Annotated in this window: 23 protein-coding genes; 11 read left to right on the plus strand and 12 right to left on the minus strand. The window is 71.6% G+C overall.

The window, feature by feature from the left end:
* Nucleotides 1-11 precede the first annotated feature (11 nt).
* From ACZ5XZ_RS17005 to ACZ5XZ_RS17020, 4 genes are all read right to left on the minus strand, one after another.
* Entirely contained in the window at nt 12-716 is a 705-nt protein-coding gene (locus ACZ5XZ_RS17005) for a B3/B4 domain-containing protein (RefSeq protein ID WP_468978566.1), read from the minus strand.
* Nucleotides 717-948: 232 nt separating this feature from the next.
* Nucleotides 949-2,019 carry a threonine aldolase family protein gene (locus tag ACZ5XZ_RS17010; RefSeq protein WP_468978568.1) on the minus strand — a complete coding sequence of 357 codons (1,071 nt, stop codon included), beginning with the start codon at nt 2,017-2,019 and terminating at the stop codon, nt 949-951.
* Nucleotides 2,016-2,777, minus strand: a complete 762-nt coding sequence (locus tag ACZ5XZ_RS17015) for an SDR family NAD(P)-dependent oxidoreductase (protein WP_468978628.1) — start codon at nt 2,775-2,777, stop codon at nt 2,016-2,018. Before ACZ5XZ_RS17015 ends, ACZ5XZ_RS17010 begins: the two co-directional genes overlap by 4 nt.
* A gap of 59 nt (nt 2,778-2,836) precedes the next feature.
* On the minus strand, nt 2,837-4,234 hold the full coding sequence (locus ACZ5XZ_RS17020) for a DUF6421 family protein (RefSeq protein WP_468978570.1): 1,398 nt from the start codon (nt 4,232-4,234) through the stop codon (nt 2,837-2,839).
* 464 nt (nt 4,235-4,698) lie between these two features.
* On the opposite strand from ACZ5XZ_RS17020, the gene ACZ5XZ_RS17025 reads away from it, so the two are divergent.
* The 4 genes from ACZ5XZ_RS17025 (at nt 4,699) to ACZ5XZ_RS17040 (ending at nt 8,115) form a co-directional block, all read left to right on the plus strand.
* Complete coding sequence (locus tag ACZ5XZ_RS17025) at nt 4,699-5,382, plus strand: glycerophosphodiester phosphodiesterase (RefSeq protein WP_468978573.1); 684 nt, start codon at nt 4,699-4,701, stop codon at nt 5,380-5,382.
* A gap of 113 nt (nt 5,383-5,495) precedes the next feature.
* The gene (locus ACZ5XZ_RS17030) at nt 5,496-6,377 is read left to right on the plus strand and encodes an ABC transporter substrate-binding protein (RefSeq protein WP_468978630.1); all 882 of its coding nucleotides are present in this window, start codon (nt 5,496-5,498) and stop codon (nt 6,375-6,377) included.
* Nucleotides 6,374-7,279, plus strand: coding sequence for an amino acid ABC transporter permease (locus ACZ5XZ_RS17035; protein ID WP_468978574.1), 906 nt, complete (start codon nt 6,374-6,376; stop codon nt 7,277-7,279). The genes ACZ5XZ_RS17030 and ACZ5XZ_RS17035 overlap by 4 nt, the downstream gene beginning before the upstream one ends.
* Complete coding sequence (locus ACZ5XZ_RS17040) at nt 7,276-8,115, plus strand: amino acid ABC transporter ATP-binding protein (RefSeq protein WP_468978577.1); 840 nt, start codon at nt 7,276-7,278, stop codon at nt 8,113-8,115. Before ACZ5XZ_RS17035 ends, ACZ5XZ_RS17040 begins: the two co-directional genes overlap by 4 nt.
* 300 nt (nt 8,116-8,415) lie before the next feature.
* On the opposite strand, the gene ACZ5XZ_RS17045 is transcribed toward ACZ5XZ_RS17040, so the two are convergent.
* A complete protein-coding gene (locus ACZ5XZ_RS17045; protein ID WP_468978578.1) occupies nt 8,416-8,949 on the minus strand; it encodes a GNAT family N-acetyltransferase in 534 nt (177 codons plus the stop codon).
* Nucleotides 8,950-9,101: 152 nt separating this feature from the next.
* On the opposite strand from ACZ5XZ_RS17045, the gene ACZ5XZ_RS17050 reads away from it, so the two are divergent.
* From ACZ5XZ_RS17050 to ACZ5XZ_RS17070, 5 genes are all read left to right on the plus strand, one after another.
* On the plus strand, nt 9,102-9,488 hold the full coding sequence (locus ACZ5XZ_RS17050) for a VOC family protein (protein WP_468978581.1): 387 nt from the start codon (nt 9,102-9,104) through the stop codon (nt 9,486-9,488).
* A 144-nt stretch (nt 9,489-9,632) separates the two neighbouring features.
* Nucleotides 9,633-10,217: a DUF5134 domain-containing protein gene (locus ACZ5XZ_RS17055; RefSeq protein WP_468978583.1), complete on the plus strand. Its 585-nt coding sequence runs from the start codon at nt 9,633-9,635 to the stop codon at nt 10,215-10,217.
* Between the two features lie 138 nt (nt 10,218-10,355).
* Complete coding sequence (locus ACZ5XZ_RS17060) at nt 10,356-11,291, plus strand: M56 family metallopeptidase (protein WP_468978586.1); 936 nt, start codon at nt 10,356-10,358, stop codon at nt 11,289-11,291.
* A 9-nt stretch (nt 11,292-11,300) separates the two neighbouring features.
* Nucleotides 11,301-11,966: a phosphatase PAP2 family protein gene (locus tag ACZ5XZ_RS17065; protein WP_468978588.1), complete on the plus strand. Its 666-nt coding sequence runs from the start codon at nt 11,301-11,303 to the stop codon at nt 11,964-11,966.
* A gap of 5 nt (nt 11,967-11,971) precedes the next feature.
* Nucleotides 11,972-12,670: an HAD family hydrolase gene (locus tag ACZ5XZ_RS17070; RefSeq protein ID WP_468978590.1), complete on the plus strand. Its 699-nt coding sequence runs from the start codon at nt 11,972-11,974 to the stop codon at nt 12,668-12,670.
* 15 nt (nt 12,671-12,685) lie between these two features.
* Here ACZ5XZ_RS17070 and ACZ5XZ_RS17075 read toward each other — a convergent pair whose 3' ends face one another.
* Both ACZ5XZ_RS17075 and ACZ5XZ_RS17080 read right to left on the minus strand, forming a co-directional pair.
* Nucleotides 12,686-13,228 (minus strand): HAD domain-containing protein, encoded by a 543-nt coding sequence (locus tag ACZ5XZ_RS17075; protein WP_468978593.1) that lies wholly within the window; start codon nt 13,226-13,228, stop codon nt 12,686-12,688.
* Nucleotides 13,229-13,367: 139 nt separating this feature from the next.
* Nucleotides 13,368-15,587, minus strand: a complete 2,220-nt coding sequence (locus ACZ5XZ_RS17080; protein WP_468978596.1) for an NADP-dependent isocitrate dehydrogenase — start codon at nt 15,585-15,587, stop codon at nt 13,368-13,370.
* A gap of 378 nt (nt 15,588-15,965) precedes the next feature.
* Between ACZ5XZ_RS17080 and ACZ5XZ_RS17085 the strand changes: the two genes are divergently transcribed.
* Nucleotides 15,966-16,745: an SDR family NAD(P)-dependent oxidoreductase gene (locus ACZ5XZ_RS17085; protein ID WP_468978599.1), complete on the plus strand. Its 780-nt coding sequence runs from the start codon at nt 15,966-15,968 to the stop codon at nt 16,743-16,745.
* Between the two features lie 59 nt (nt 16,746-16,804).
* Here ACZ5XZ_RS17085 and ACZ5XZ_RS17090 read toward each other — a convergent pair whose 3' ends face one another.
* On the minus strand, nt 16,805-17,365 hold the full coding sequence (locus tag ACZ5XZ_RS17090; RefSeq protein ID WP_468978600.1) for a hypothetical protein: 561 nt from the start codon (nt 17,363-17,365) through the stop codon (nt 16,805-16,807).
* Nucleotides 17,366-17,581: 216 nt separating this feature from the next.
* Nucleotides 17,582-18,700, minus strand: coding sequence for an amidinotransferase (locus ACZ5XZ_RS17095; protein WP_468978602.1), 1,119 nt, complete (start codon nt 18,698-18,700; stop codon nt 17,582-17,584).
* Between the two features lie 494 nt (nt 18,701-19,194).
* Between ACZ5XZ_RS17095 and ACZ5XZ_RS17100 the strand changes: the two genes are divergently transcribed.
* Nucleotides 19,195-20,271, plus strand: coding sequence for a S1 family peptidase (locus ACZ5XZ_RS17100; protein WP_468978604.1), 1,077 nt, complete (start codon nt 19,195-19,197; stop codon nt 20,269-20,271).
* Between the two features lie 201 nt (nt 20,272-20,472).
* Here ACZ5XZ_RS17100 and ACZ5XZ_RS17105 read toward each other — a convergent pair whose 3' ends face one another.
* The 3 genes from ACZ5XZ_RS17105 to ACZ5XZ_RS17115 form a co-directional block, all read right to left on the minus strand.
* The gene (locus ACZ5XZ_RS17105) at nt 20,473-20,766 is read right to left on the minus strand and encodes a hypothetical protein (RefSeq protein WP_384428364.1); all 294 of its coding nucleotides are present in this window, start codon (nt 20,764-20,766) and stop codon (nt 20,473-20,475) included.
* Between the two features lie 188 nt (nt 20,767-20,954).
* On the minus strand, nt 20,955-21,680 hold the full coding sequence (locus tag ACZ5XZ_RS17110; protein WP_468978605.1) for a nucleotidyltransferase domain-containing protein: 726 nt from the start codon (nt 21,678-21,680) through the stop codon (nt 20,955-20,957).
* 98 nt (nt 21,681-21,778) lie between these two features.
* Complete coding sequence (locus ACZ5XZ_RS17115; protein WP_468978608.1) at nt 21,779-23,020, minus strand: serine hydrolase domain-containing protein; 1,242 nt, start codon at nt 23,018-23,020, stop codon at nt 21,779-21,781.
* Nucleotides 23,021-23,270 lie beyond the last annotated feature (250 nt).

The raw sequence follows: 23,270 nt of genomic DNA on the forward strand, positions 1-23,270 counted from the left end.
TCCGGCCCCGGTCACCCGGACCAGACGTCACCGATCTCGATCCGGGCGGTGGGGCAGGCCTTCTGCAGCGCCTCGGCCAGTTCGGCGCCCGCGGACGTCAGCTCGTCGAGCGTCATCGGGGCCATCCGCTCCAGCAGGAAGAGGGCGCTGACGGAGTCCTCGGTGAGGCGGGTGCGGACGCCCTGGCGCCAGTTCCAGCGGCGGCAGGTGACGCCCTCGTCGTCGCACCAGACGACCTCGCCCGCATCGGGGTGCTCGACGGTCTCGGCGCCGCCGGCCGCCGTCGCGAACGGCTCGTCGCCGACGGCCCGGACCAGCCGCATCCCGCCCTGGATCCGGTCCAGGTCCTCGCCGCCCACCGGGATGAGGTGGGCGACGCTGAGGGCGTTGTAGAGGTCGACGAGCCGGTTGATGCGCGGCAGCCCGTCCGCGAGCGCGCGCTTGGCCAGCGCCTCGGCGGAGTTGCGGGTGCGCGACGGCTTGCTGCCGAAGGCGCTGTAGGCGGCGCGCCAGGCGGCGATGTGCGGGTCGTCCTGCGGGGCCCGGCCGTCGAGACGTCCGGCCAGCCGGCGGGTGGCCTCGTCCAGGAGCCCGGAGCTCAGCTCGTCACTGGGCCCGTTGGTCAGACCGTGCGCTTCGACGGCGAGGTAGCCGAAGCCGGGCGCCAGGGCGCGCACCTCGTCGGAGACGTGCAGGGGGCAGGTCGGGCTGGGCATGGGGCCGTTCCTCGGAGATCGGTGGGAGTGGCTGCAGGCCGGGACCGGTCGACGGCCGGCCACCGGACGCATTGGAGCACGACCGGGCTCCGTTCAGCAAACTGCACCACGAAGTCCAGCGCAGTGAACTTTCCTTCTTTCCACTGCGCTGGACTCGCTTGCCACCTTCGCGGTCGACCCGCCGTCGCCTCGCGCCCGGCCACGACCACCGGACGGGCCCCGCGGACAGGCCCTACCGAGCGATCTCCTCCCGCAGCGCCTCGACGAAACCGTCGACGTCCTCCACCCTGGTGTCGAAGGCGCACATCCAGCGCACATCGCCGGCCTGCTCGTCCCAGAAGTAGAAGCGGTAGCGCTTCTGCAGCCGCTCGCTGACGTCGTGCGGCAGCCGCGCGAAGACCGCGTTGGACTGGACCGGATAGAGGATCTCCACCCCGTCGACCGCCCGCACCCCGGCCGCCAGCCGCTGCGCCATGGTGTTGGCGTGCCGGGCGTTGCGCAGCCACAGGTCCTTGGCGAGCAGCGCCTCCAGCTGGACCGAGACGAAGCGCATCTTGGAGGCGAGCTGCATGGACATCTTGCGCAGATGCTTCATCGCGCGCACCCGGTCGGGGTTGAGCACGACCACGGCCTCACCGAAGACCGCGCCGTTCTTCGTGCCGCCGTAGGAGAGGATGTCGACGCCCACCGCGTTGGTGAAGGCCCGCATCGGGACGTCGAGGGTCGCCGCGGCGTTGGCTATCCGCGACCCGTCCAGATGCACCACCATGCCGCGCTCATGGGCGTGTTCGCAGATCGCCCGGATCTCGTCGGGCGTGTAGACCGTGCCCAGCTCCGTGCTCTGGGTGATCGAGACGACCTGCGGCATGGCGCGGTGCTCGTCCTCCCAGCCCCATGCCTGGCGGTCGATCAGCTCGGGGGTGAGCTTGCCGTCCTCGGTGGGTACGGTCAGCAGTTTGAGCCCGCCGACCCGCTCCGGCGCACCGCACTCGTCGACGTTGATGTGTGCGGTCTCGGCGGCGACCACCGCGCCCCAGCGGTCGGTCACGGCCTGGAGGGCGACGACGTTGGCGCCGGTGCCGTTGAACACCGGGAACGCCTCGGCGCGCTGCCCGAAGTGGCTGCGGAAGACCCGCTGGAGGTGCGCGGTGTAGTCGTCCTCGCCGTAGGCGACCTGGTGGCCGCCGTTGGCGAGGGCGAGCGCAGCCAGGACCTCGGGGTGGGCGCCCGCGTAGTTGTCGCTGGCGAAGCCGCGTACCTGGGGGTCGTGGTGCTGCCGGGCGTCGGTCTTCGCTCCGGTCACGGCTCGGGGGTCAGCCACAGACGCTGTCCATTCACTTCCTGGGCGGGCCGGCTCCAGACGCCGGCGATGGCCTCGGCCAGCTCCGTGACGTCCGTGAAGCCCGCAAACTTCGCATTCGGTCGCTCGGCGCGCATCTGGTCGTTGACGAGCGCCTTCACGACCAGGATGGCAGCCGCGGCACGCAGGCCCTCCTCGCCCCCCGACTTGCGGAAACCGTCCGCCATGGCCAGCGTCCAGGCCTCGGCGGCGGCCTTGGAGGCCGCGTAGGCGGCGTTGCCGCCGGTGGGCTTCGAGGCGCCGGCCGCGCTGATCAGCAGGAATCGGCCGTTGCCGCTCCGCTCCAGGGGCTCCTGGAAGGCGAGGGAGGTGTGCTGGACGGTGCGGATCAGCAGCTTGTGCAGGAGGTCCCAGTCCGCCAGGTCGGTCTCCGCGAACGTCGACGAGCCGCGCCAGCCGCCGACGAGGTGCACCAGGCCGTCGACCCGGCCGAATTCCTTCTCCGTACGGGCCGCCCACTCGCGGGTCTGGTCCGGGTCGAGGAGATCGACGGTGTCTCCTATGACCGTGGCGCCGCCGTGCGCGTAGCGGGCCGCGTCCACGGCCTCCGCCAGCCGCTCGGGGTTGGAGTCCGAGCCGACGACCACGGCCCCCGCTTCGGCCAGCCGCAGCAGGGTGGCGCGGCCGGCCGGTCCGGCCGCTCCCGCCACCGCGATGACCGCACCCTCCAGCGGCCCCTGGCCGCCCGTCGAAGTAACCATCTCCGTCGCCTCCTCGTCCTGCTCCTGGACGGCCTGTGGCCGGGTGTTCCGGTCGTTGTTCATGCCGCCGCCAGCACGTCGCTGTGGGCCGTGATGCCCTTGGTAGAGGTGATCACAGCGCGCAGCTTCTTGGCGAGCGCCTCGTAGAACATGCTCAGCGGGAACTCGTCGGGCAGCACGTCGTCCACGAGTTTGCGCGGCGGCTGGTCCAGGTCGAGGGCGTCGGGCCCCTTGGCCCAGACCGAACCCGGGTGCGGTGCGAGGTAGGTCGAGACGAGGTCGTACGCGGCGAACCAGTGGACCAGCTTGGGCCGGTCGATGCCGTCGCGGTAGAGCTTTTCGATCTCGCCGCACAGCTGGTTGGTGACCTTGGGCGCCCGCTCCCAGTCGATGTGCAGTGTGTTGTCCGTCCAGCGTACGACGTCGTGCTTGTGCAGGTACGCGAAGAGCAGCTGGCCGCCGAGGCCGTCGTAGTTGCGGACCCGGTCGCCGCTCACGGGGAACCGGAACATCCGGTCGAAGATCACTGCGAACTGCACATCGCGGCCCTGGGAGTACCCCTCGGCCTCCAGCTTCACGGCCTCCTTGAAGGCGGTGAGGTCGCAGCGCAGCTCCTCCAGGCCGTACATCCAGAACGGCTGGCGCTGCTTGATCATGAACGGGTCGAACGGCAGGTCACCGTGGCTGTGGGTGCGGTCGTGCACCATGTCCCACAGCACGAACGCCTCCTGGCAGCGCTCCTGGTCGTCGAGCATCTCGCGGATGTCCTGCGGGAGTTCCAGGCCGAGCGTCTCGACGGCGGCCTGGCTGACCCGCCGGAAGCGGGCGGCCTCGCGGTCGCAGAAGATGCCGCCCCAGCTGAACCGCTCGGGGGCCTCGCGCACCGCGATGGTCTCCGGGAAGAGCACGGCGGAGTGGGTGTCGTAGCCGGCCGTGAAGTCCTCGAAGGTGATGCCGAGGAACAGGGGGTTGTCGTAGCGGGTGCGCTCCAGCTCCGAGAGCCACTCGGGCCAGACCATGCGCAGGACGACGGCCTCGAAGTTGCGGTTCGGGTTGCCGTTCTGGGTGTACATGGGGAACAGCACGAGGTGCTGGAGGCCGTCGGCGCGCGCTTGCGCCGGCTGGAAGGCGAGCAGTGAGTCCAGGAAGTCCGGCACGCCGAAGCCGTCGTCGGCCCAGCGGCGCAGGTCGGTGACGAGCGCCTGGTGGTAGGCGGCGTTGTGCGGCAGCAGCGCGCCCAGCTCCTTGACGGCCGCGGCGACCCGCTCGACCTCGGCGCGGACGGCCTCGGTCTTCGGCGCGCCCTCCGCCGTCAGGTCGATCGAACCGTCCTTGGACTGCCAGGGCCGGAGGGTCTCGACCGCGTCCTTCAGGACGGGCCACGCCGGGTGCTCCACGACACGCTCTGCGGTCGGAGTGCCTCCCCGGACACCCACAGGCGAAAGAATTTCCGTCATGACTGCCCTCCGGCGGTAGATCGTCTTGTCAGCACACCGTAACCAGGCGAGGTTCGCTCACTCAAGTGGGCCAGCTGAAAATTTTTCTGCCGACACCCCGCAGTCACGCACCTTTTTCCTGTGGGTCGTGCTATCGGCGGGACTTCCTGCCTGTAGCGCCAAGGGATTCCGGGCTTCCTCCCGGCCTGCGCACGCCGTGCGGGGACGACCGGACGGCCCTATGGCATATGCCACACTGCCGCCGTCAGGCCCGGGCGGGACGCGCCCACGCCGGCGGGAGGCGGTCTGCGGGCCGGATATGGCGGGTACCCGTACTGGACACACCGTGGTGGCGTCCGCAACCGGTTCATCTGCACTTGTCCCCGTTAGGCTGAACGCCATTTCGGAACGCCGTTGCCGACGGTCGACGGTCGACACTGACAAAGAGCCGACAGCAGTACCGAGCCCACAGAAGCGAGGCAGCCTTGTCCTTTCTCACCATCGGACACCGCGGGATCATGGGCGTGGAGCCGGAGAACACCCTGCGCTCCTTCGTACGCGCCGAGCACGAAGGCCTCGACGTCATCGAACTGGATCTGCATCTGAGCAAGGACGGCGCGCTCGTGGTGATGCACGACGCGGACGTGGACCGCACCACCGACGGCGCCGGGCCGATCGCCGAGCGCACCCTCGCCGAGCTGCGCGAGCTGGACGCCGGGCAGGGCGAGCGGATTCCCGTCTTCGAGGAGGTCCTGGAGGCGGTCAAGGCGCCGCTGCAGGCCGAGATCAAGGACGTCGCGGCCGCGCAGGCGCTGGCCGAGGTGATGCGGTCGCACGACCTGACCGGCCGGGTGGAGGTCATCTCCTTCCACGACGAGGCGCTGGCCGCGATCCGCACGCTGCTGCCGGGGGTGCGCACCGCACTGGTCGGCAGCCGCTACGGCGCGGATGTCGTCGACCGCGCACAGGCCGTCGGCGCGTCGACGCTCTCGCTGAACATCCGCCGGCTCACCCTCGAACTCGTCGAGCGGGCGCACGCCGCGCATCTGAAGGTGCTGGCCTGGACGGTCAACACCCACGATCAGCTCCGGCTGGCGCGCGGCCTGGGCCTGGACGGCGTGGTGACGGACATGCCGGAGATCCGGCGGGCGGTGCGTTTCACCGCGTAACGGCCGCCCACCGGGGAAATCCGCAGTTCACAGGCGCGCAACGGGCTTCCAGCATGCGGACGTTTTCCCTCATGATCTCGACAGACGGCGTCGTGCGCTGCCACTCTCCGGGCATGCGTCTCGTCAACCGCCCTCTTCGCCTTGCCGCTTGTGCCACCGCCGTGCTGCTCGCCGCGGCCGTCGGCTGTGCCCCGCAGGACGAGTCCCCCGGTGGCCCGCGCGCCACCGGGCAGGGCACACAGAGCTGTGACCGCGGCAAGCTGGCCACCGTGGCGGCCGGCAGACTCACCGTCGGCACCGACAAGCCCGCGTACGCCCCCTGGTTCGTCGACGACGACCCGGCCGGCGGCAAGGGCTTCGAGTCGGCGGTCGCCTACGCCGTCGCCCAGCGGCTGGGCTACGGCAAGGGTGCCGTGGACTGGCAGACCGTGCCGTTCAACAACGCCTTCGCGCCCGGTGCGAAGAAGTTCGACTTCGACATCAACCAGATCTCCATCAGCGCCGAGCGCAAGCGCGCCGTGGCCTTCTCCTCCGGCTACTACGACGTGCGCCAGGCGGTCGTCGCGCTCAAGGGCTCCAAGGCCGCGCGCGCCAAGAGCATCGCCGACCTCAAGGACGTCAAGCTCGGCGCGCAGGTCGGCACCACCAGCCTGGACGTCGTCAACGACACCATCCGCCCGACCCGCCCCGCCGCGGTCTTCCAGAAGAACGACCTCGCCAAGTCCGCCCTGAAGAACGGGCAGGTGGAGGCGATCGTCACCGACCTGCCGACGGCCTTCTACATCACCTCGGCGGAGGTCACGGACGCCGAGGTGGTCGGCCAGTTCCCGGCCTCCGGTGCCGCGAAGGAGCAGTTCGGGCTGGTCCTGGACAAGGAGAGCCGGATCACCGGATGTGTGACGGCGGCGGTCGACGCGCTGCGCAAGGACGGCACGCTCGCCGCGCTGGAGAAGAAGTGGCTGAGCGACGCCGTCGACGCTCCGGTGCTCAAGTGAACGGCGCGGAAGGGGTGTTGAAGAAGAGCGACGAGGTCCGGGAGCCGGGCGGCGACGGGTATGTGCCCTCGCCGCGGCGGATCGAGCGGGAGCGGGTCAAGCGGGCCAGGGCCCGGCGGGCGACCGCCGTCGCCGCGCTGAGCACACTGGTCACGGCCGTCGTGCTCTTCCTCGTGATCACCAACTCCCCGGGCTGGCCGCGCACCCGCGAGACCTTCTTCAGCGCCGAGTACGCGCGCAAGGCGCTGCCGGAGGTGCTGGAGGGGCTGCTGCTGAATCTGCGGCTGCTGGTGGTGTGCGGGGCGGCGGTGCTGGTGCTCGGGCTGCTGCTGGCGGTGGCCAGGACGCTGCGCGGCCCGGTGTTCTTCCCGCTGCGCGCGCTGGCCACCGCCTACACCGACTTCTTCCGCGGACTGCCGCTGATCATCTGTCTGCTGATGGTGGTCTTCGGCGTCCCGGCGCTGCGGCTGCAGGGCGTGACCACCGATCCGGTGGCGCTCGGCGGCTCCGCGCTGGTGCTGACGTACTCGGCGTATGTGGCCGAGGTGTTCCGGGCCGGCATCGAGTCGGTGCACCCCTCGCAGCGCGCGGCGGCCCGGTCGCTGGGGCTCTCCGGCGGCCAGGCGCTGCGGTTCGTCGTCCTGCCGCAGGCGGTGCGCCGGGTGGTGCCGCCGCTGCTGAACGATCTGGTGTCGCTGCAGAAGGACACCGGTCTGGTCTCCATCGCCGGCGCGGTGGACGCGGTGTACGCGGCGCAGATCATCGCCGGCAAGGACTTCAACTTCACGCCCTACGTGGTGGCCGGGCTGGTCTTCGTCGCGCTGACGATCCCGATGACGCGCTTCACGGACTGGATCACGGCACGGATGGACCGCAGGCGCGCCCAGGGAGGCCTGGTATGAGTACGACGGAGAACACGCCGGTGCCGGGCGCCGGGGAGGCCGGGCGGACCGGGACCGCCGCGGACCTCGCCAAGGGCGCCCCGGACGGCGGCCCGGTGCTGCGGCTGGAGTCCGTGCGCAAGACGTACGGGCGGGGCACGGTCGTGCTGCGGGACGTCGACCTGGAGGTCCCCCCGCACACCGTGACCGCGCTGATCGGCGCGTCCGGTTCGGGCAAGTCCACGCTGCTGCGCTGCGCGAACCTGCTGGAGGAGATCGACGACGGCGCGATCTTCCTGGACGGCGAGGAGATCACCGACCCGCGGGCCGACGCCGACGCGGTGCGCCGCCGGATCGGCGTGGTCTTCCAGGCCTACAACCTCTTCCCGCACATGACGGTGCTGGACAACATCACGCTGGCGCCGCGCCGGGTGCACGGCGTACCGCGCGCCGAGGCGGAGGCCCGCGCCCACGAGCTGCTGGAGCGGCTGGGGCTCGGCGGGCGGGCCGGCGAGTACCCGGACCGGCTCAGCGGCGGCCAGCAGCAGCGGGTCGCGATCGTGCGCGCACTGGCCGGGCGGCCCCGGCTGCTGCTGCTCGACGAGATCACCGCGGCGCTCGACCCCGAGCTGGTCGGCGAGGTGCTCGGGGTGGTCCGCGATCTCAAGGAGGAGGGCATGACGATGGTCCTCGCCACCCACGAGATGGGCTTCGCCCGGGAGGTCGCCGACCAGGTGTGCTTCCTGGACGGCGGGGTGGTGCTGGAGCGCGGCACTCCCGAGCAGGTCTTCGGCGATCCGGTCCAGGACCGCACCCGCCGGTTCCTGCAGCGGATCGTTCAGGCCGGGCGGCTCTAGGGTCTGTCCGATGGGTCAGGGTCGGAAAGGCCCTAGGGTCTGTCCGATGGGTCAGGGTCGGAAAGGCCGCGGGGTCTGGTGCACTGCGTTCTCCCCCACGCCTTAAGGGCGCGGGAGGTACCCCCACCGCGAACTCCGTCTCGGCTCCTCATGTGCTCCTTGGATGCCGAGCTGCATCGCAAGGCGCCGGAGCGTCCCGATAGCGGAGCTCTCGGGACGTTTCGGCAACGCCGCGAGGTGCCGTGCCAGACGCCGCGGACCCGGCCATGACCCATCGGACAGACCCTAGCCGCGGAGCGCTCAGGCCAGCGGCTTGACCAGCAGCTCGAACTCCAGGTCGGCGCGCCGCGGGATGCCGAACCGCTCATCGCCGTACGGGAACGGGCTGAGCTTCCCGGTGCGCTGGTAGCCGCGGCGCTCGTACCAGGCGATCAGGCCCTCGCGCTGCCGGATGACCGTCATGTGCATTTCGCTAGAGCCCCAGGTCTCCCGGGCGGTCCGCTCGGCCTCCGCGATGATGATCTTGCCGAGGCCGCCGCCCTGGAGCTCCGGGCGCACCGCGAACATCCCGAAGTACGCGTGGTCCCCGCGGTGTTCGAGCTGGCAGCAGGCGATCAGCTCGCCGTCCCGCTCGGCGATCAGCAGCCGGCCGGTCTCGTTACGGACCACGGCGGCGACGCCCTCGGGATCGGTGCGCTGCCCCTCCAGCAGATCCGCCTCCGTCGTCCAGCCGACCCGGCTCGCGTCCCCTCGGTATGCCGACTCGATCAGCTCGACAAGCCCGGGGATGTCGGCTTCGAGGGCGGTACGAAAGGTCAGCTCGCTGGTGGGCATGGTCTGCGGAGTCCTCTCAGGCCCGAAAGATGCGGCCGGCGACAGGGGCGGAATCGACGGAAACGAGGCTAACAAGAGCCGTGCGCGTCATGTCAGTGCCGTTCGCCGGGTCGTTCGGCGGGCCCCGCGGGCCGGCGGCGTAGGGTCCTGGCATGGTGCACGTACTGAGCAGCAGGGTGTTGTTGCGGCCGTCCGACCCCGAGCGGTCCCGGGCGTTCTACGGCGAGGCGCTGGGCCTGGAGATCTACCGGGAGTTCGGCACCGGCCCCGAGCGCGGCACGGTGTACTTCCTCGGCGGCGGCTTCCTGGAGGTCTCCGGCCGCGCCACCGCGCCCGGCACCCAGACCCTTCAGCTGTGGCTCCAGGTGGCGGACGCGGCGGCGGCGCACAAGGAGTTGCTGGCACACGGGGTGGAGGTGCTGCGGCCGCCCGTGCAGGAGCCCTGGGGGCTCGTCGAGATGTGGATCGCCGACCCGGACGGCCACCGCATCGTGCTGACTCAGGTCCCGGCGGACCATCCGCTGCGCTACCGGCCCTGAAGGAGCGCCGCTTCTCCCCTTCGCGGTCCCGGTACACGGCCCGCGCTCCCCTCTTGTGCGCCCGTGCGCTCCCGTGTGCCGGGCGGCTGCCGGGCATCTAGCAGCCGACGCGTACGGGTACCAGGGGACCTGGGGAGGCGCCTCGTGCACCAACCACCGTTGGTCGGCTGGCTGCTGGTGCTGCTATGCGCCGGCACCGGCGCGTACTGCCTGGTCCGGGCGCACCGCGGACCGGCCGCGCAGCGGGTGGCCGCGCGCGGCGAGGGGCTGATGGCCCTGGGGATGGCGGTGATGGGGCTGCCGGCGTCCGCGGTGCCGCCGCCGGCGTGGTCGCCCTGGCTGTTCACCGCGGCGTTCGGGGCCGCGGGCCTGTGGGCGCTGACGCATCGGCATCTGCATCACGCGGTGGGGGCGTGGGCGATGGTGTACATGGCGCTGGCGATGGCGGTGCCCGCCGGCGGGATGCACCACGACGGGCCGATGGGCGCCATGACGATGACACCCGCGGCGCCCGGCGGGGTGCCCTTGCTGACCGGGCTGCTGCTCGCCTACTACACGGTGTACGTCCTGGCCACGGGGCTCCGGTTGGTGCCGGCTTCCGGTGCGGTGGCCGGGGGGCCGGTGGCGGACGGGCCGGTGGCGGCGACGGCCGCCGGGCCGGCCGGGGTGCTGCGGGCCTGCCGGCTGACCATGGGCATCGCCATGCTGGCGATGCTGCTGGCGCTGTGAGCTGCGCCGGACACCCGCAGGATCGCCGTCCGGGGTGATGGCGCCCCTCCGGAAGGCACACCTGTGGCAGGCGTGGCATACGTCACTTCCGATGCGTGACCGTACCAACGAGTATCCGCGCGCTCATAGGGTGACGGCATGATGGTCCCGATCGCGCTGATGGTTCTCGGCGCGCTGGCCGCGGCGATGGCGCCTCGGCTGATGGCCCGTTCCGACTGGCCCGACCGCGAGCCGGTGCTCGCGCTGTGGGTGTGGCAGTGCGTGGTGGCCGCCCTGCTGCTGTGCTGTGTGCTGGCGATGTCGCTGAGCGCGGCCGCGGCCTGGGAGTCCGTGCGCAGCCCGGTGTTCGGGTTCGCACCGCGGGTGGTCGTCGAGGCGTACGCGCTCAAGGGGTACGGGCCGTGGGCCGGCGTGCTGGCGCTGCTCCTGGCGGGCGGCGGCGCGTGGACCGCCGTCGCGCTGACCCGCGAGGTGCGGGCGGTACGGGCCCGCCGCCGGCGGCGCCGGGCCGACCTCCTGCGGCGCGCCCCGCTGCTGCCCGGCGAGCAGCCCTTCGGGGAGCGGCTGGTCGTCCTGGAGGGCGACCGCCCGGAGGCCTGGTGGCAGGCGCACCCGTCGCCCCAACTGGTCATCACCACCTCGGCGTTGCGGCGGCTGAAGGGGCGTCAGCTCGATGCGCTGATCGCCCACGAGCAGGGTCATGCGCGGGCCCGGCACGATCTGCTGCTGTACTGCGCCTCGGCGCTCGCGGCCGGCTTCCCGCAGATCCCGGTCTTCGCCGCGTTCCGCGACCAGGTGCACCGGCTGGTCGAACTGGCCGCCGACGACGCGGCCTCGCGCCGCTTCGGCCGGCTGACGATAGCCCTGGCGCTGGTCGAACTCAACGAGGACCGCGGGGTGTTCGGCCCCTGCCCGACCCAGCTCGCCCAGGTGCCGCAGCGGGTGGACCGGCTGCTGTCCCCCGCGCCCCGCTTCACCCCCGGCCGCCGGCTGCGGATGACGGCGGTCGCGGCGCTGGTGCCCGCCGTGCCGCTGCTGGTGACGTTCGTCCCGGGGCTCAGTGCGCTGACGTAGGGTCCGGGTATGCCTCATGGCACCCGCCCTGCCCTGGCCTGCACCGCCCTGTTCACGGTGCTGCTCACTCTGGTCGTGCTGCGCTGGGGGCCGCTGATGTCCCTGGACGCCGCCGTCACCGGCGCGCTGCACTCCACGGCCGTGGACTCGCCCGGCTGGACCCGCCTGAACCGGTTGCTCAGCGACTGGGTGTGGGATCCGTGGACGACGCGGGCGGTCCTCGCGGTGGCGGTCTGCCTGCTCGTACGGCGCGGTGCGCGGCTGCTCGGGGCCTGGGTGGCGGTCACCGCGCTCGCCGGTGCGGCCCTCCAGCAGGCCCTGAAGGCGGTGGTCGGCAGGCCGCGTCCGGTCTGGCCGGATCCGGTGGACACGGCGCACTACGCGGCGTTCCCCTCGGGGCACGCGTTGTCCGCGCTGGTCGCGGGGGCCTTGCTGCTGTGGCTGCTGCGTGAGCACGGGGTACGGCCGGTGTGGCGGTGGACCGCCCGGACGGTGGTCGCCGTCTCCGTCGTCGGTGTCGGCGTCACCCGGGTGTACCTGGGCGTGCACTGGCCGTCGGACGTCCTCGGCGGCTGGCTGCTGGGCGGCGCCCTGGCGGCCGGGGCGGCCGCGGCGTACACCGCCCGCGCGCCCGGGACGCGGTCTGGGCCCGGCGCCGCGCACGGGCCAGGATGAGACCCATGACCACGATCAAGGGTGTGCTCTTCGACTTCTCCGGGACGCTGCTGCGGATCGAGTCCGCCGAGTCCTGGCTGCGCGCCGCGCTGACCGCGTCCGGTACGGCCATGGACGACGCCGAGGTCGCCCGCCGGGCGGCCGAGCTGGAGCGGGCGGGCGCCCTGCCCGGCGGCGCCCCGCCCGCCGAGCTGCCCGCCGAGCTGGCCGGGCTGTGGGAGCTCCGCGACCGCGACGCCCGAAACCACCGCGCGGTGTACACCGGCCTGGCGCGCCAAGTCCCGCTCCCCCGCCCGGAGTTGTACGAGGCGCTCTACGAGCGCCATAAGACGGCGCACGCCTGGCACCCGTACCCGGACGCCGCCGAGGTGCTGGCCGAGCTGCACCGGCGCGGCGTCCGCGTCGGCGTACTGAGCAACATCGGCTGGGATCTGCGGCCGGTGCTGCGCGCCCATGGCCTGGAGCGGTACGTGGACGGCTGTGTGCTCTCCTTCGAGCAGGGCATCCAGAAGCCCGATCCGCGGCTCTTCGCCCTGGCCTGCCGTCAGTTGGGGCTCGCCCCGTCCGCCGTGCTGATGGTGGGCGACGACCGCCGGGCGGACGGCGGCGCCACGGCGATCGGATGCGGGTTCCTGCCGGTGGACCCGCTGCCGGTGGACCGCCGCCCGGACGGACTGCGGCCCGTACTGGACCTCGTGGGCTGAGGCCGGCGGCGGGCGCTATCTGCCCGCCGTCCCGCTCCCGGCGCCGGACTGTCCGGCTGCCCAGGCCCGGAGCGTGGCGAAGTCGTCCGGGAGGAGTCCCTTGGTGGGGTCGACGCGGTGCGGGAGGGCGTGCCCCCTGTGGTGGCGGGCGATCCAGGCGTGGTCGCGGGCGCTGATCTCGTCGTCCACCCAGGCGAAGGGGCGGCCCCCGGCGGCGGCGACGAGGTGGCGGGTCTTCCAGTGGACGCCGTCCGGGTCCTGATGGTGCATCCGCGGCCAGTCCAGCGCGGGCAGCTCGGGCAGGCCGAGTACGGGGGCGATCCAGGTGTTGGCCTCCGTCTTCCAGGTCGTCGCCCAGATGAGCCGGAAGCCCAGGCCCATCAGGAGCGGGCCGTGGTCGGGGTTGAGCCATACCCGCAGGGCCGGGCGGGGCGGCTCCCAGCCCGTGGGGCGCATGCGCAGCGTGGTGTAGCCCTTGGGGCGGCGATGCGGCTTGGCCAGCCAGGGGTTGAGGGGGCCGTCGACGTCGAGGAAGAGGAGCGGCTGGGTGGAGTCCACGGCCTGATGATGCCGCGTACGGCGCCGGAGCAATCGCTTCCAGGCGGCGGTTCGGCATCCCGGCGCACCCGTGCGACGGGACCGCCCCGGCCGGGCGCAGTGCCGGCCGGGGCGGGGTGGACCGTGTGCGGCGCTCGCGTCAGGAAAGGCTCGCGATCGCCTGGTTGAAGGTCGCCGACGGCCGCATGACGGCGGCGGCCTTCGCCGGGTCGGGCTGGTAGTAGCCGCCGATGTCGGCCGGCGAGCCCTGCACCGCGATCAGCTCGTCGACGATGGTCTGCTCCTGCTCGCCGAGGGTCTTGGCGAGGCCGGCGAAGGCCTGCGCGAGCTGGGCGTCGTCGGTCTGCTTGGCCAGCTCCTGGGCCCAGTACAGGGCCAGGTAGAAGTGGCTGCCGCGGTTGTCGATGCCGCCGAGCCGGCGGCTGGGCGACTTGTTCTCGTTGAGGAAGGAGCCGGTCGCCCGGTCGAGGGTGTCGGCGAGCACCTGGGCGCGCGCGTTGCCCGTCTTCTGGGCGAGGTGCTCGAAGCTGACCGCGAGCGCGAGGAACTCACCCAGGCTGTCCCAGCGGAGGTAGTTCTCCTTGACCAGCTGCTGGACGTGCTTGGGCGCGGAGCCGCCGGCACCGGTCTCGAACAGGCCGCCGCCGTTCATCAGCGGGACGACCGAGAGCATCTTGGCGCTGGTGCCGAGCTCCAGGATCGGGAACAGGTCGGTCAGGTAGTCGCGCAGCACGTTGCCGGTGACCGAGATCGTGTCCTCACCGCGGCGGATGCGGTCGAGGGAGAACTTGATCGCGTGGACCGGCGCCATGATCTCGATCTGCAGGCCGTCGGTGTCGCGGTCGGCGAGGTAGGTCTTGACCTTCTGGATCAGCTGCGCGTCGTGCGCGCGGTCCTCGTCGAGCCAGAACACCGCCGGGTTGCCGGTCGCCCGGGCGCGGGTGACGGCCAGCTTGACCCAGTCGCGGATCGGCAGGTCCTTGGTCTGGCACATCCGGAAGATGTCGCCGGCGCCGACGACCTGCTCCAGCACGGTGTTGCCGGCCGCGTCGACGACCCGGACGGTGCCCGTGGTGGGGATCTCGAAGGTCTTGTCGTGGCTGCCGTACTCCTCGGCCTTCTGCGCCATCAGACCGACGTTGGGCACCGAGCCCATGGTCGACGGGTCGTAGGCGCCGTGCGCGCGGCAGTCGTCGACGACGACCTGGTAGATGCCGGCGTAGCTGCTGTCGGGCAGCACCGCGAGGGTGTCGGCCTCCTGGCCGTCCGGGCCCCACATGTGACCGGAGGTGCGGATCATGGCCGGCATGGAGGCGTCGACGATGACATCGCTCGGTACGTGGAGGTTGGTGATGCCGCGGTCGGAGTCGACCATCGCCAGCTCGGGGCCCTCGGCCAGCTCGGCGTCGAAGGACGCCTTGATCTCGGCGCCCTCGGGCAGCAGCTCCAGGCCCTTGAAGATGCCGCCGAGGCCGTCGTTCGGGGTCAGGCCGGCCACGGCGAGCGCCTCGCCGTACTTGGCGAAGGTCTTCGGGAAGAACGCCCGGACCACGTGGCCGAAGATGATCGGGTCGGAGACCTTCATCATCGTGGCCTTGAGGTGCACGGAGAACAGCACGCCCTCGGCCTTGGCGCGGGCGACCTGCGCGGCGAGGAACTCGCGCAGCGCGGCGACCCGCATCACGGAGGCGTCGACGACCTCACCGGCGAGCACGGGGACCGACTCGCGCAGGACCGTGGTCGAGCCGTCGTCGCCCGACAGCTCGATGCGCAGCGAACCGGCCTCGGCGATCACCACGGACTTCTCGGTGGAGCGGAAGTCGTCGTTGGTCATGTGCGCGACATTGGTCTTGGAGCCGGCGGTCCACTCGCCCATGCGGTGCGGGTGGGCCTTGGCGTAGTTCTTCACCGACGCCGGCGCCCGGCGGTCGGAGTTGCCCTCACGCAGGACCGGGTTGACGGCGCTGCCCTTGACCTTGTCGTAGCGGGCGCGGATGTCGCGCTCCTCGTCGGTCTTGGGGTCGTCCGGGTAGGCCGGCAGCGCGTAGCCCTGCTCCTGCAGCTCGGCGATCGCGGCCTTCAGCTGCGGGATCGAGGCCGAGATGTTGGGCAGCTTGATGATGTTGGCCTCGGGCGTCTTGGCCAGCCCACCGAGCTCGGCGAGGGCGTCCTCGATGCGCTGTCCCTCCTCCAGACGCTCGGGGAAGCTCGCGATGATGCGCCCGGCCAGAGAGATGTCACGGGTCTCCACATTGACGCCCGCCGTCGACGCGTACGCCTGGATCACAGGCAAGAACGAATACGTCGCCAGGGCCGGGGCCTCGTCAGTGTGGGTGTAGATGATGGTCGAGTCAGTCACCGGGTGCTCCGCTCCACGTCTGCAACATTGCTCGACATCAAGATATCTCGTGATCGCCTCCCACTCGACAGGACCCCGCCCGGGGCGAAACCGGAGGAGGCGGTTCCGATCCCCTTGAACCGCCGCAAAGCGGTCGCCGGAGCGCCCCTCGCCCGGAGTGCCCGCTCCGGGCCGCACGGACCGCACGGGGCGACCGGGCCGGCGGACCACAGGAGGGCGGGCCGGCGGGCCACGGGAGGGCGGGCCGGCGGGCCACGGGAGGGCGGATGACACGGCGCCGCACGCCTCCGGCAAGATCAGCTCGGTACGGGTACCGGTACAGGACCCCCGCCAGATCACTTCCCTACAGCCGCACCTCAGCAGGAGGCACCGCAGACCATGACCACCACCGCCTACCTCGACGCGCTCTTCTCGCTCGCCGGCCGCACCGCCCTGGTCACCGGCGGAAGTTCGGGCATCGGCCTGGCCATCGCGGAGGCGCTCGGGCGCGCCGGGGCCAAGGTGGTGGTGCTGGCCCGGCGCGAGGAGCCGCTGCGCGCCGCCACCGCCCGGCTGCGTGCGGCGGGCTGTACGGCGGACTGGACGGCCGCCGATCTGCGCGACCGGGAGGCCGTCCGCGAGGGCGCGGAGGAGGTGGTGCGCCAGCACGGCGAACCGGACATCCTGGTCAATGCCGCCGGGGTCAACCCCCGTCCCCCGCTGGGCGAGCTGACCGCCGCCGAATGGGATCGCACCATGGCCGTCAACCTCGATGCGCCGTTCCTGCTCGGGCAGCGCTTCGGGCCCGGCATGGCGGACCGCGGCTGGGGGCGGATCATCCATCTCGCCTCACAGCAGTCGATCCGCGCGTTCGGCAACAGCGGGGCCTACGGGGTGTCCAAGGCCGGACTCTCCGCCCTGACCCGCTCCCAGGCGGAGGCCTGGTCGCGGCACGGCGTCAGCGTCAACGCGATCGCGCCCGGCTTCGTCCGCACCCCGCTGACCGAGGCGCTGTTCACCGACCCCGACCGACCCGCGGCGATGGCGGGCCGGACGATGGCCGGGCGCAACGGCGAACCGGACGACTTCGTGGGCGCCGCGGTGTTCCTGGCCGGTCCGGGCGCGGCGTATGTGACGGGACAGACGGTGTTCGTGGACGGCGGCTTCTCCGTGACGTGAGGGGCGCCCCCCGCCGTACCCGACCGTGGCAGGCTCCTGCGCCACCCACCGGCCCGGCGCTACCCCGCCCTCCCCCTCCGCCACGCCACCTCGTCGGCGGACACCGGTGCCTGGAGGCTGTACACATCGCCGACCCGTAGATCGTCCGGGGTGCTGTACCTGCCGTAGGTGCCGATGACGGAGACCGCCACATGGGAATCCGGCTGCCAGAACTTCCGGTAGTACGGCGCGTTCGCCGGGTGTTCCGGGATCTCCAGCAGGGGGATGCCGCGCCGCTCCAGCAGGCGCTGCAGTTTCCGGAACCGGAGCCGGGGAGTGAACCGCCCGTAGCGGGCGCGGAGCGCGTCGCCGACGAGTGCCTTCGTGTGGCTCCGGTATCCGAGCCTGTGCACCTGCACGGTGAAGTGGTGGCCCGACCAGGGGGATTCGGCGCCGGCGCGGTCCCAGTGGAACTCGGCCAGGCCGTAGTCACGGCACATGCCGGTGTCGCCGAACCGGTTCTCACCGAAGTCCGGCCCCAGGACCTCGGCGACCCGGTCGGGAGAGTCCGTGGGACGCACGCCGAGCACGGTGCCGGTGCTGACGACGTCCATGTAGAACGCCAGGGAGTACGGGGTCAACTGCTGTCCTTGTGCTGAAGTGCCCCGGTATGAACGCACCGGGGGACTTCAGCACATCACGTGACGCCTGCGGTCTGCGAGTTTCCTGTCTGCGTCGATGCTCCGGCCGGCGCCCGGGACGTCCGCGGAGTCCTGACACCCTGGGCGTCCGGCCGGAAGCGGCGGGTACCCCGTCGGGCCTTAGGGCCTTTCCGACCCTGACCCATCGGACAGGCCCTAGAAGTACGACTGCAGGGTTCCCCGGCGCCGGACGTCGACCGTGGCGCAGTGGAACGATCCGCCGAAGGTGTTGAAATTGCGGAAATTGCAGGGGATCGGCTGGAAGCCGAACTGCTTCATCGCCGCGATCATCGGTTCGTCCTGCGCTTCGACGATCACCCGCTCCTCGTCCAGCATCAGGATGTTCATGTTGATCCACTTGCTGGTCATGTACAGCGGGTGCGTATCGGGAATGACCGGAGCGGGTGCGGCCATCACATCCCAGCCCTTGAAGAGCTGCGGCACCTCGGGCACCCGCTCGGGGTGAATGAGCAGCTTGCCCGGCGCCATCGGAACGAGCGTGGCGTCGATGTGCATCGGGTGCGAGTCGTTGAACTCGAAGACGTGGATACGGTATTCGTCGCCGAGGTGCCGGCGCAGCCACTCGATACCGAAGTCATTGGTGACATTGCTCTTCTGGGCGATGATGTCACGACCGCAGCGGGTGAAGTCGGCCGCGTCGAAGGTCGGCTCGAATTCGGTCACCACCAGCCGCTGCGGGCCGTCCTCACCGGGGTCGGTCCAGTCCTGGTCGAACTGATCGTCCGTCAGCTCCGGCTTCGGCGCCGCGGTCCATTTCGCGCCACCGTGGAAGTACTCCTTCAGCAGCGGCCGGTAGGCGAGGTTCTCGTAATAGCGGGAGCGCCAGGCCATGGGGCATTCGATGATGTCGTCGCCGACCACGAGAATCGCGTCGCGGGGCATCGCCGCGTACATACCGGTGCTGGTCCAGTCGAGCGTGGTGTACGGCGTCCGCTGAGGAATGGTTTCCGGCCGCCGGACCGTCACCCCCTCCCCCTCCAGGATGCGCACCAGCTCCTCCAGCTCGGCGCGGGCGGCGGCGACTTGCTCGGGCGGGAACGGCCGCCCCGCGTTACGGCGGAAGGTCGCGTGCTGATTGCCGGGAAGCACGGGCGGCAGGGCCAGGTGCCAGGTCGGGAAACTCGCCTCGTCGACGATGCCGACGATCACTTCCTCCAGCGGATCCCACTCCGTGTAGGAGCGCACGGGGCTCTCCGTCCGGCCGGGCGAGGTGTAGGAGTCACCCGGGTCGATGTGGGGGGTATCGGCGTTCACGCAAGCTGCTCCTCGTTCAGGCGGCGCACGGCGACCGAAGATCCGTGCTCCCGCGATCAAGGCCGATTGAACGTGTCGAACAACTGAACGGGCAACTTCCGCCGCCAGGTTGGCCGGAACCCGGTGCCTCGAAGAGGAATACGCCCCTATGACTGGTGGGTCGACACACGCCAGAGCCGGTGCGGGCGGAGGAACCCGTCGGAGACCCGCAGGGGGCCGAGGCGACGGCCGACCGGGGTCGCGGTGGGCGGCGGGCCGGCACCCGGGGCCTGGGTACTCCGCCACACCACCAAGGGTGAGCCCACCAGGACGTCGGCCTCACCCCGGTGGAGCAAGCCCCCGGCACCGGCCGTACAGGTGATTCCGCCTCAGCTGTGGCCTGTGCGGGTGTAGTACCCAGCAGGGGCAGGGGAGAGATTTGATGACCGGGGAACGCCCCCGCCCCTCCGGGGCCGGACTCCGCTACCGGCCCGAACTCCACCAGAGGTCCTGAATTGAAGAGCACGAGAGTATCGAAGCCTCGCACCCTCGTCGCCGGTGCCGGGGCCCTGGCCCTGATCACTGCCGTACTCACCCAGCCGAGCGCCGATGCCGCTCCCGGCCCGCCCTCCGACCCACCGACGGCGACCACCGCCGCACAGCGCGCCAAGGAGATCAGCTCCAGTCTCGGCGGCGAGGGGGCGGGCTCCTACTACGACGCCGAGAACCGCGCGCTCATCGTGAACGTGACCAGTGAGGCGGCCGCCGCCAAGGTCCGTGCGGCGGGCGCCCAGCCGAAGATCGTCAAGCACTCCCTCGCCACGCTGGACACCGCCCGCGCGTCCCTCAAGGAGCAGGTGAGGATTCCCGGGACGTCCTGGGCGATGGATCCCCGCCTCAACAAGGTGGTCATCGTCGCCGACCCCACGGTCAAGGGCAAGGACTTCGACCAGCTCAAGGCGGCCGCCTCGGCGCTCGGCGACCGGGCCAGCCTCACCCGCTCGTCGGCGGAACTGCGCCCGCTGCTCGCCGGCGGCGAAGCGATCTGGGGCAGCACCGCCCGCTGCTCGCTCGGCTTCAACGTCGTCAAGGGCGGCCAGCCGTACTTCCTGACCGCCGGACACTGCGGCGATGCGGTGCGGAGTTGGTCCGCGACGATGGGGGGCACCGAGGCCGCGGCGACGGACGACGCCACCTTCCCCGGCGACGACTTCGCGCTCGCCCGGTACACCGCGGCCGACGTGGTGCACCCCAGCTCGGTGAGTCTCTACAACGGCAAGACGCAGACCATCTCCAAGGCGGCCGAGCCGATCGTGGGCCAGCAGGTGCAGCGCAGCGGCAGCACCACGCATGTCCGCAGTGGTGTGGTCATGGCGCTCGACGTGACCGTCAACTACCAGCAGGGCGCGGTCGACGGCCTGATCCAGACCACCGTCTGCGCGGAGCCCGGCGACAGCGGCGGCCCGCTCTTCGACGGCGATCACGCACTCGGCCTGACCTCGGGCGGCCGCGGCGACTGCACCCTCGGAGGCCAGACCTTCTACCAGCCGGTGCGCGAGGCCCTGGAGAAGACCGGGTCCCAACTCGGCTGAGCCCGCCCGCCCCCTGCGCGGGCGCCGTGGCCACATCGGAAGGCGGAGCCCGTCCCGGATCAGTCACCGGGCCGGGCTCCGCCGCATTCGTGCCCCGAGAACGGCGACCGGTCGGCCGGCGTTCCCACGACACAACCGACGTCCCCCGGGCACAAAAGGGCCCGGTGCCAGGCTCGCGCCTGGACACCGGGCCCGATGTGCTTACTTGCCGCCGCCGCCGACCAGGTTGTTGCAGCCCATGCTCGAGCCGATCGGGGTGGACTGCGCACCCGCCGGGCCCTCGCCGTTGAGCGCGTTGCCCAGTACGCCGTTGAGGATGCCGACCTCGCCGAGGACGTCGACGTTCAGGTCGTGCGACCGGCAGGAGCTGCCCGACTTGACGACCCAGGTGTCGCCACCTCCCTTGCCGTCGTGGGCCTGAGCGGTGCCGGCGCCGAGGAAGGCGACACTGCCGAGTGCAGCAACCACCACGGCAGCCTTGTGAAGCTTGCGCATTGTTCATCTCCGGTAAGTTGGACGGATGCGATCTGTGAGTGATCGACTTCGTACAGTTACTGAAGGCTAATACGACATATCCCACAACCACTTCAACGACGCGCCGATCACTTGACGGTGTCGTGTCGCGGTCGCGTCGCCCCGCCGACAGCCGCTCCGGGAGCGCGGTCGGTGGCCTGTTCGCCGGCTCAGGCGCGCCAGGGGCGTGCGTACCCTTCCCGCAGCGGTCCTCCGAGCAGGTCGAGCACCTGCTCGACCGCGGCCGCCAACGGGACGGGGTCGGCGCCTTCGGCCACCGCCCGATGACCATCCAGCAGGGCCCTGCCCCGTTCCGGGTCCGCGCCGAGCAGCCTGCGCGGAAGCCATTTGCCGATCCCCGTCCATGCCCGGTGGTGGGCGGTGATCAGGTGCGCCGCCTCGCGCAGGGCGTGGTCGGCGAGGGCCAGTTGCTCGTACCGGTCGGCGGGCGAGGTGTCGACCAGATCGTCCAGGTAGCAGGTGAGGACGTAACGGCCGTGTTCCCACTCCGTCGGGCTGAGCGGGGGCGGGCCGGCCGCAAGCACCGCTCGCGCCTGATCGCGGGTACGCGCCAGATGCCCGTGCGGGTCGTACAGGGGCAGGCCGTCGGCATAGACGAACAGCACGGTGCCGCGGCGACGGGCTCGGTCCCACTCGAAGAACTCGGGTACGTCCGCGACGGTGTTCACGAACAACTCGGCCAGGCGACCGTCATGGCGGACGACCTCCCGGCGGCTGCGGTCCGAGTCCGGTACGAGGACGGCCACGTCCAGATCACTCGTCGAAGTGGCGCGGCCCTGGGCGGCCGAGCCGCCGAGCAGGGCCCCCAGTGCGTGCGGGAAGCGGGCCGTCACCAGACGCAGAGCTTGAGCCGCGGCGGTTTCCTGATCATTCATGGCCGTTGATCGTGCCAGCCCCCGGCTGCGTCCTCCACGCGTCCGGCGAAGTGCGTTGCAGGACAGACCAAGTGGCGCGGGATTTCCCGGCCGTGGAGTCAGCCGGCCTTCGGGGCGGCGGTACCACCCGGCTCCGCGGACGGACGCGTGTCCCTGCAGAGTGTGGCGCCCAGGAGGGCCTGGACGTCGGCGGGGCCCCGCTCGGTGGCCGGTCCGTCGGCGGTGACGGCGACGGTGACGGCACGGCCGTCGTCGGTGGCGCCGGTACGGGTGCCGTAGCCGGGGATGTCACCGCCATGCCCCCATGCCGTCGTGCCGCAGCGCAGGCGGGTGCTGGTCACCCCCAGCCCGTAGCGGACGCCGGGCCCGAGACCGGCGCTCTCGGGGACCTCGACCGTGGTGCGCATCTGGGCGAGCTGTGCGGGCTTGAGCAGCTCGCCGCGGAGCAGGGCGGTGAAGAAGCGGTTCAGGTCGCTCGGGGTGGAGATCATCTGCCCGGCGGCCCACCCCCAGGAGGGGTCCAGCTCCGTGATGTTCTCCAGTGGCGCGCCGGGCTTCGCCGCGAAGTAGCCCTGGGGGTGGGCTTCGCGGATGCGCTGGTCGCCGACTCCGGGAAAGTAGGTGTGGCGCAGCCCGATGCGGTCGACGACCCGGTGGGTGAGCTGTTCGGCCAGCGGGCGGCCGGTGACCTTCTCGATGAGCAGGCCGGCCAGGAGGTAGTTGGTGTTGCTGTACGACCAGCGGGTCCCGGGAGCGAACAGCGCCTTGTGCGCCAGCGCCACGTCGAGCAGGGTGCGGGGCTGGACGTAGGTGTGGCGCTCCCGGCCGGTGGGATCACTGATGAGGTCGGTGTAGTTGGGCAGCCCGCTGGTGTGCTGCAGTAGCTGACGGACCGTGATGCGGCGGCCGTCGATACCCTCGCCCCGCACCAGATGCGGCAGATACCGTTCGATGGGGGCGTCGAGAACGACCTTGCCCTCGCCGACCAGTTGCAGGACGACCGTGGCGGTGAACGCCTTGGTGTTGCTGCCCGCCCGCACCTGTCCGTCGACCGGCACCTTCGCCCCGGTCCTCAGATCCGCGACACCGGCGGTGAAGTGGTGGGTGCGCCCGCCTCTGTCGACGGTGGCGGCAAGGGCCGCGGGGTAGCGGTCCTGGTGCACCAGGCGGTCCAGCCCCTTGCGCACGACATCACCGGAGCCGTGGGCCTGCGCGGCGTCCGGGGGCAGGGTGCCGCTCACGGCCAGGGCGGCGGCCATCACCGCCGCTGCCGCGCCCGCCCACCGCCGCCCGGGAGACGAGGCGCGAACACACGGAAGCCGATGGGAACGAACGGGCATGGGAGACCTCCTCGGGCACTGTGCGAGTGCCTCGCGAATCCGGACTCCTTCAGCCTGCGTGTTCCTCCGCCACTGATCCATCGGGGCAGCGGGCGTAGATGCGGTAGGGCTAACCCCCGGGCGTCGGGCGGCTGTTCTTTGTTCGCGTCGAGCACCGCGGGGGGGGGGGGGGGGGGGGGGGGGGGGGGGGGGGGGGGGGGGGGGGGGGGGGGGGGGGGGGGGGGGGGGGGGGGGGGGGGGGGGGGGGGGG

The organism is Streptomyces sp. NPDC033270, assembly GCF_055576575.1.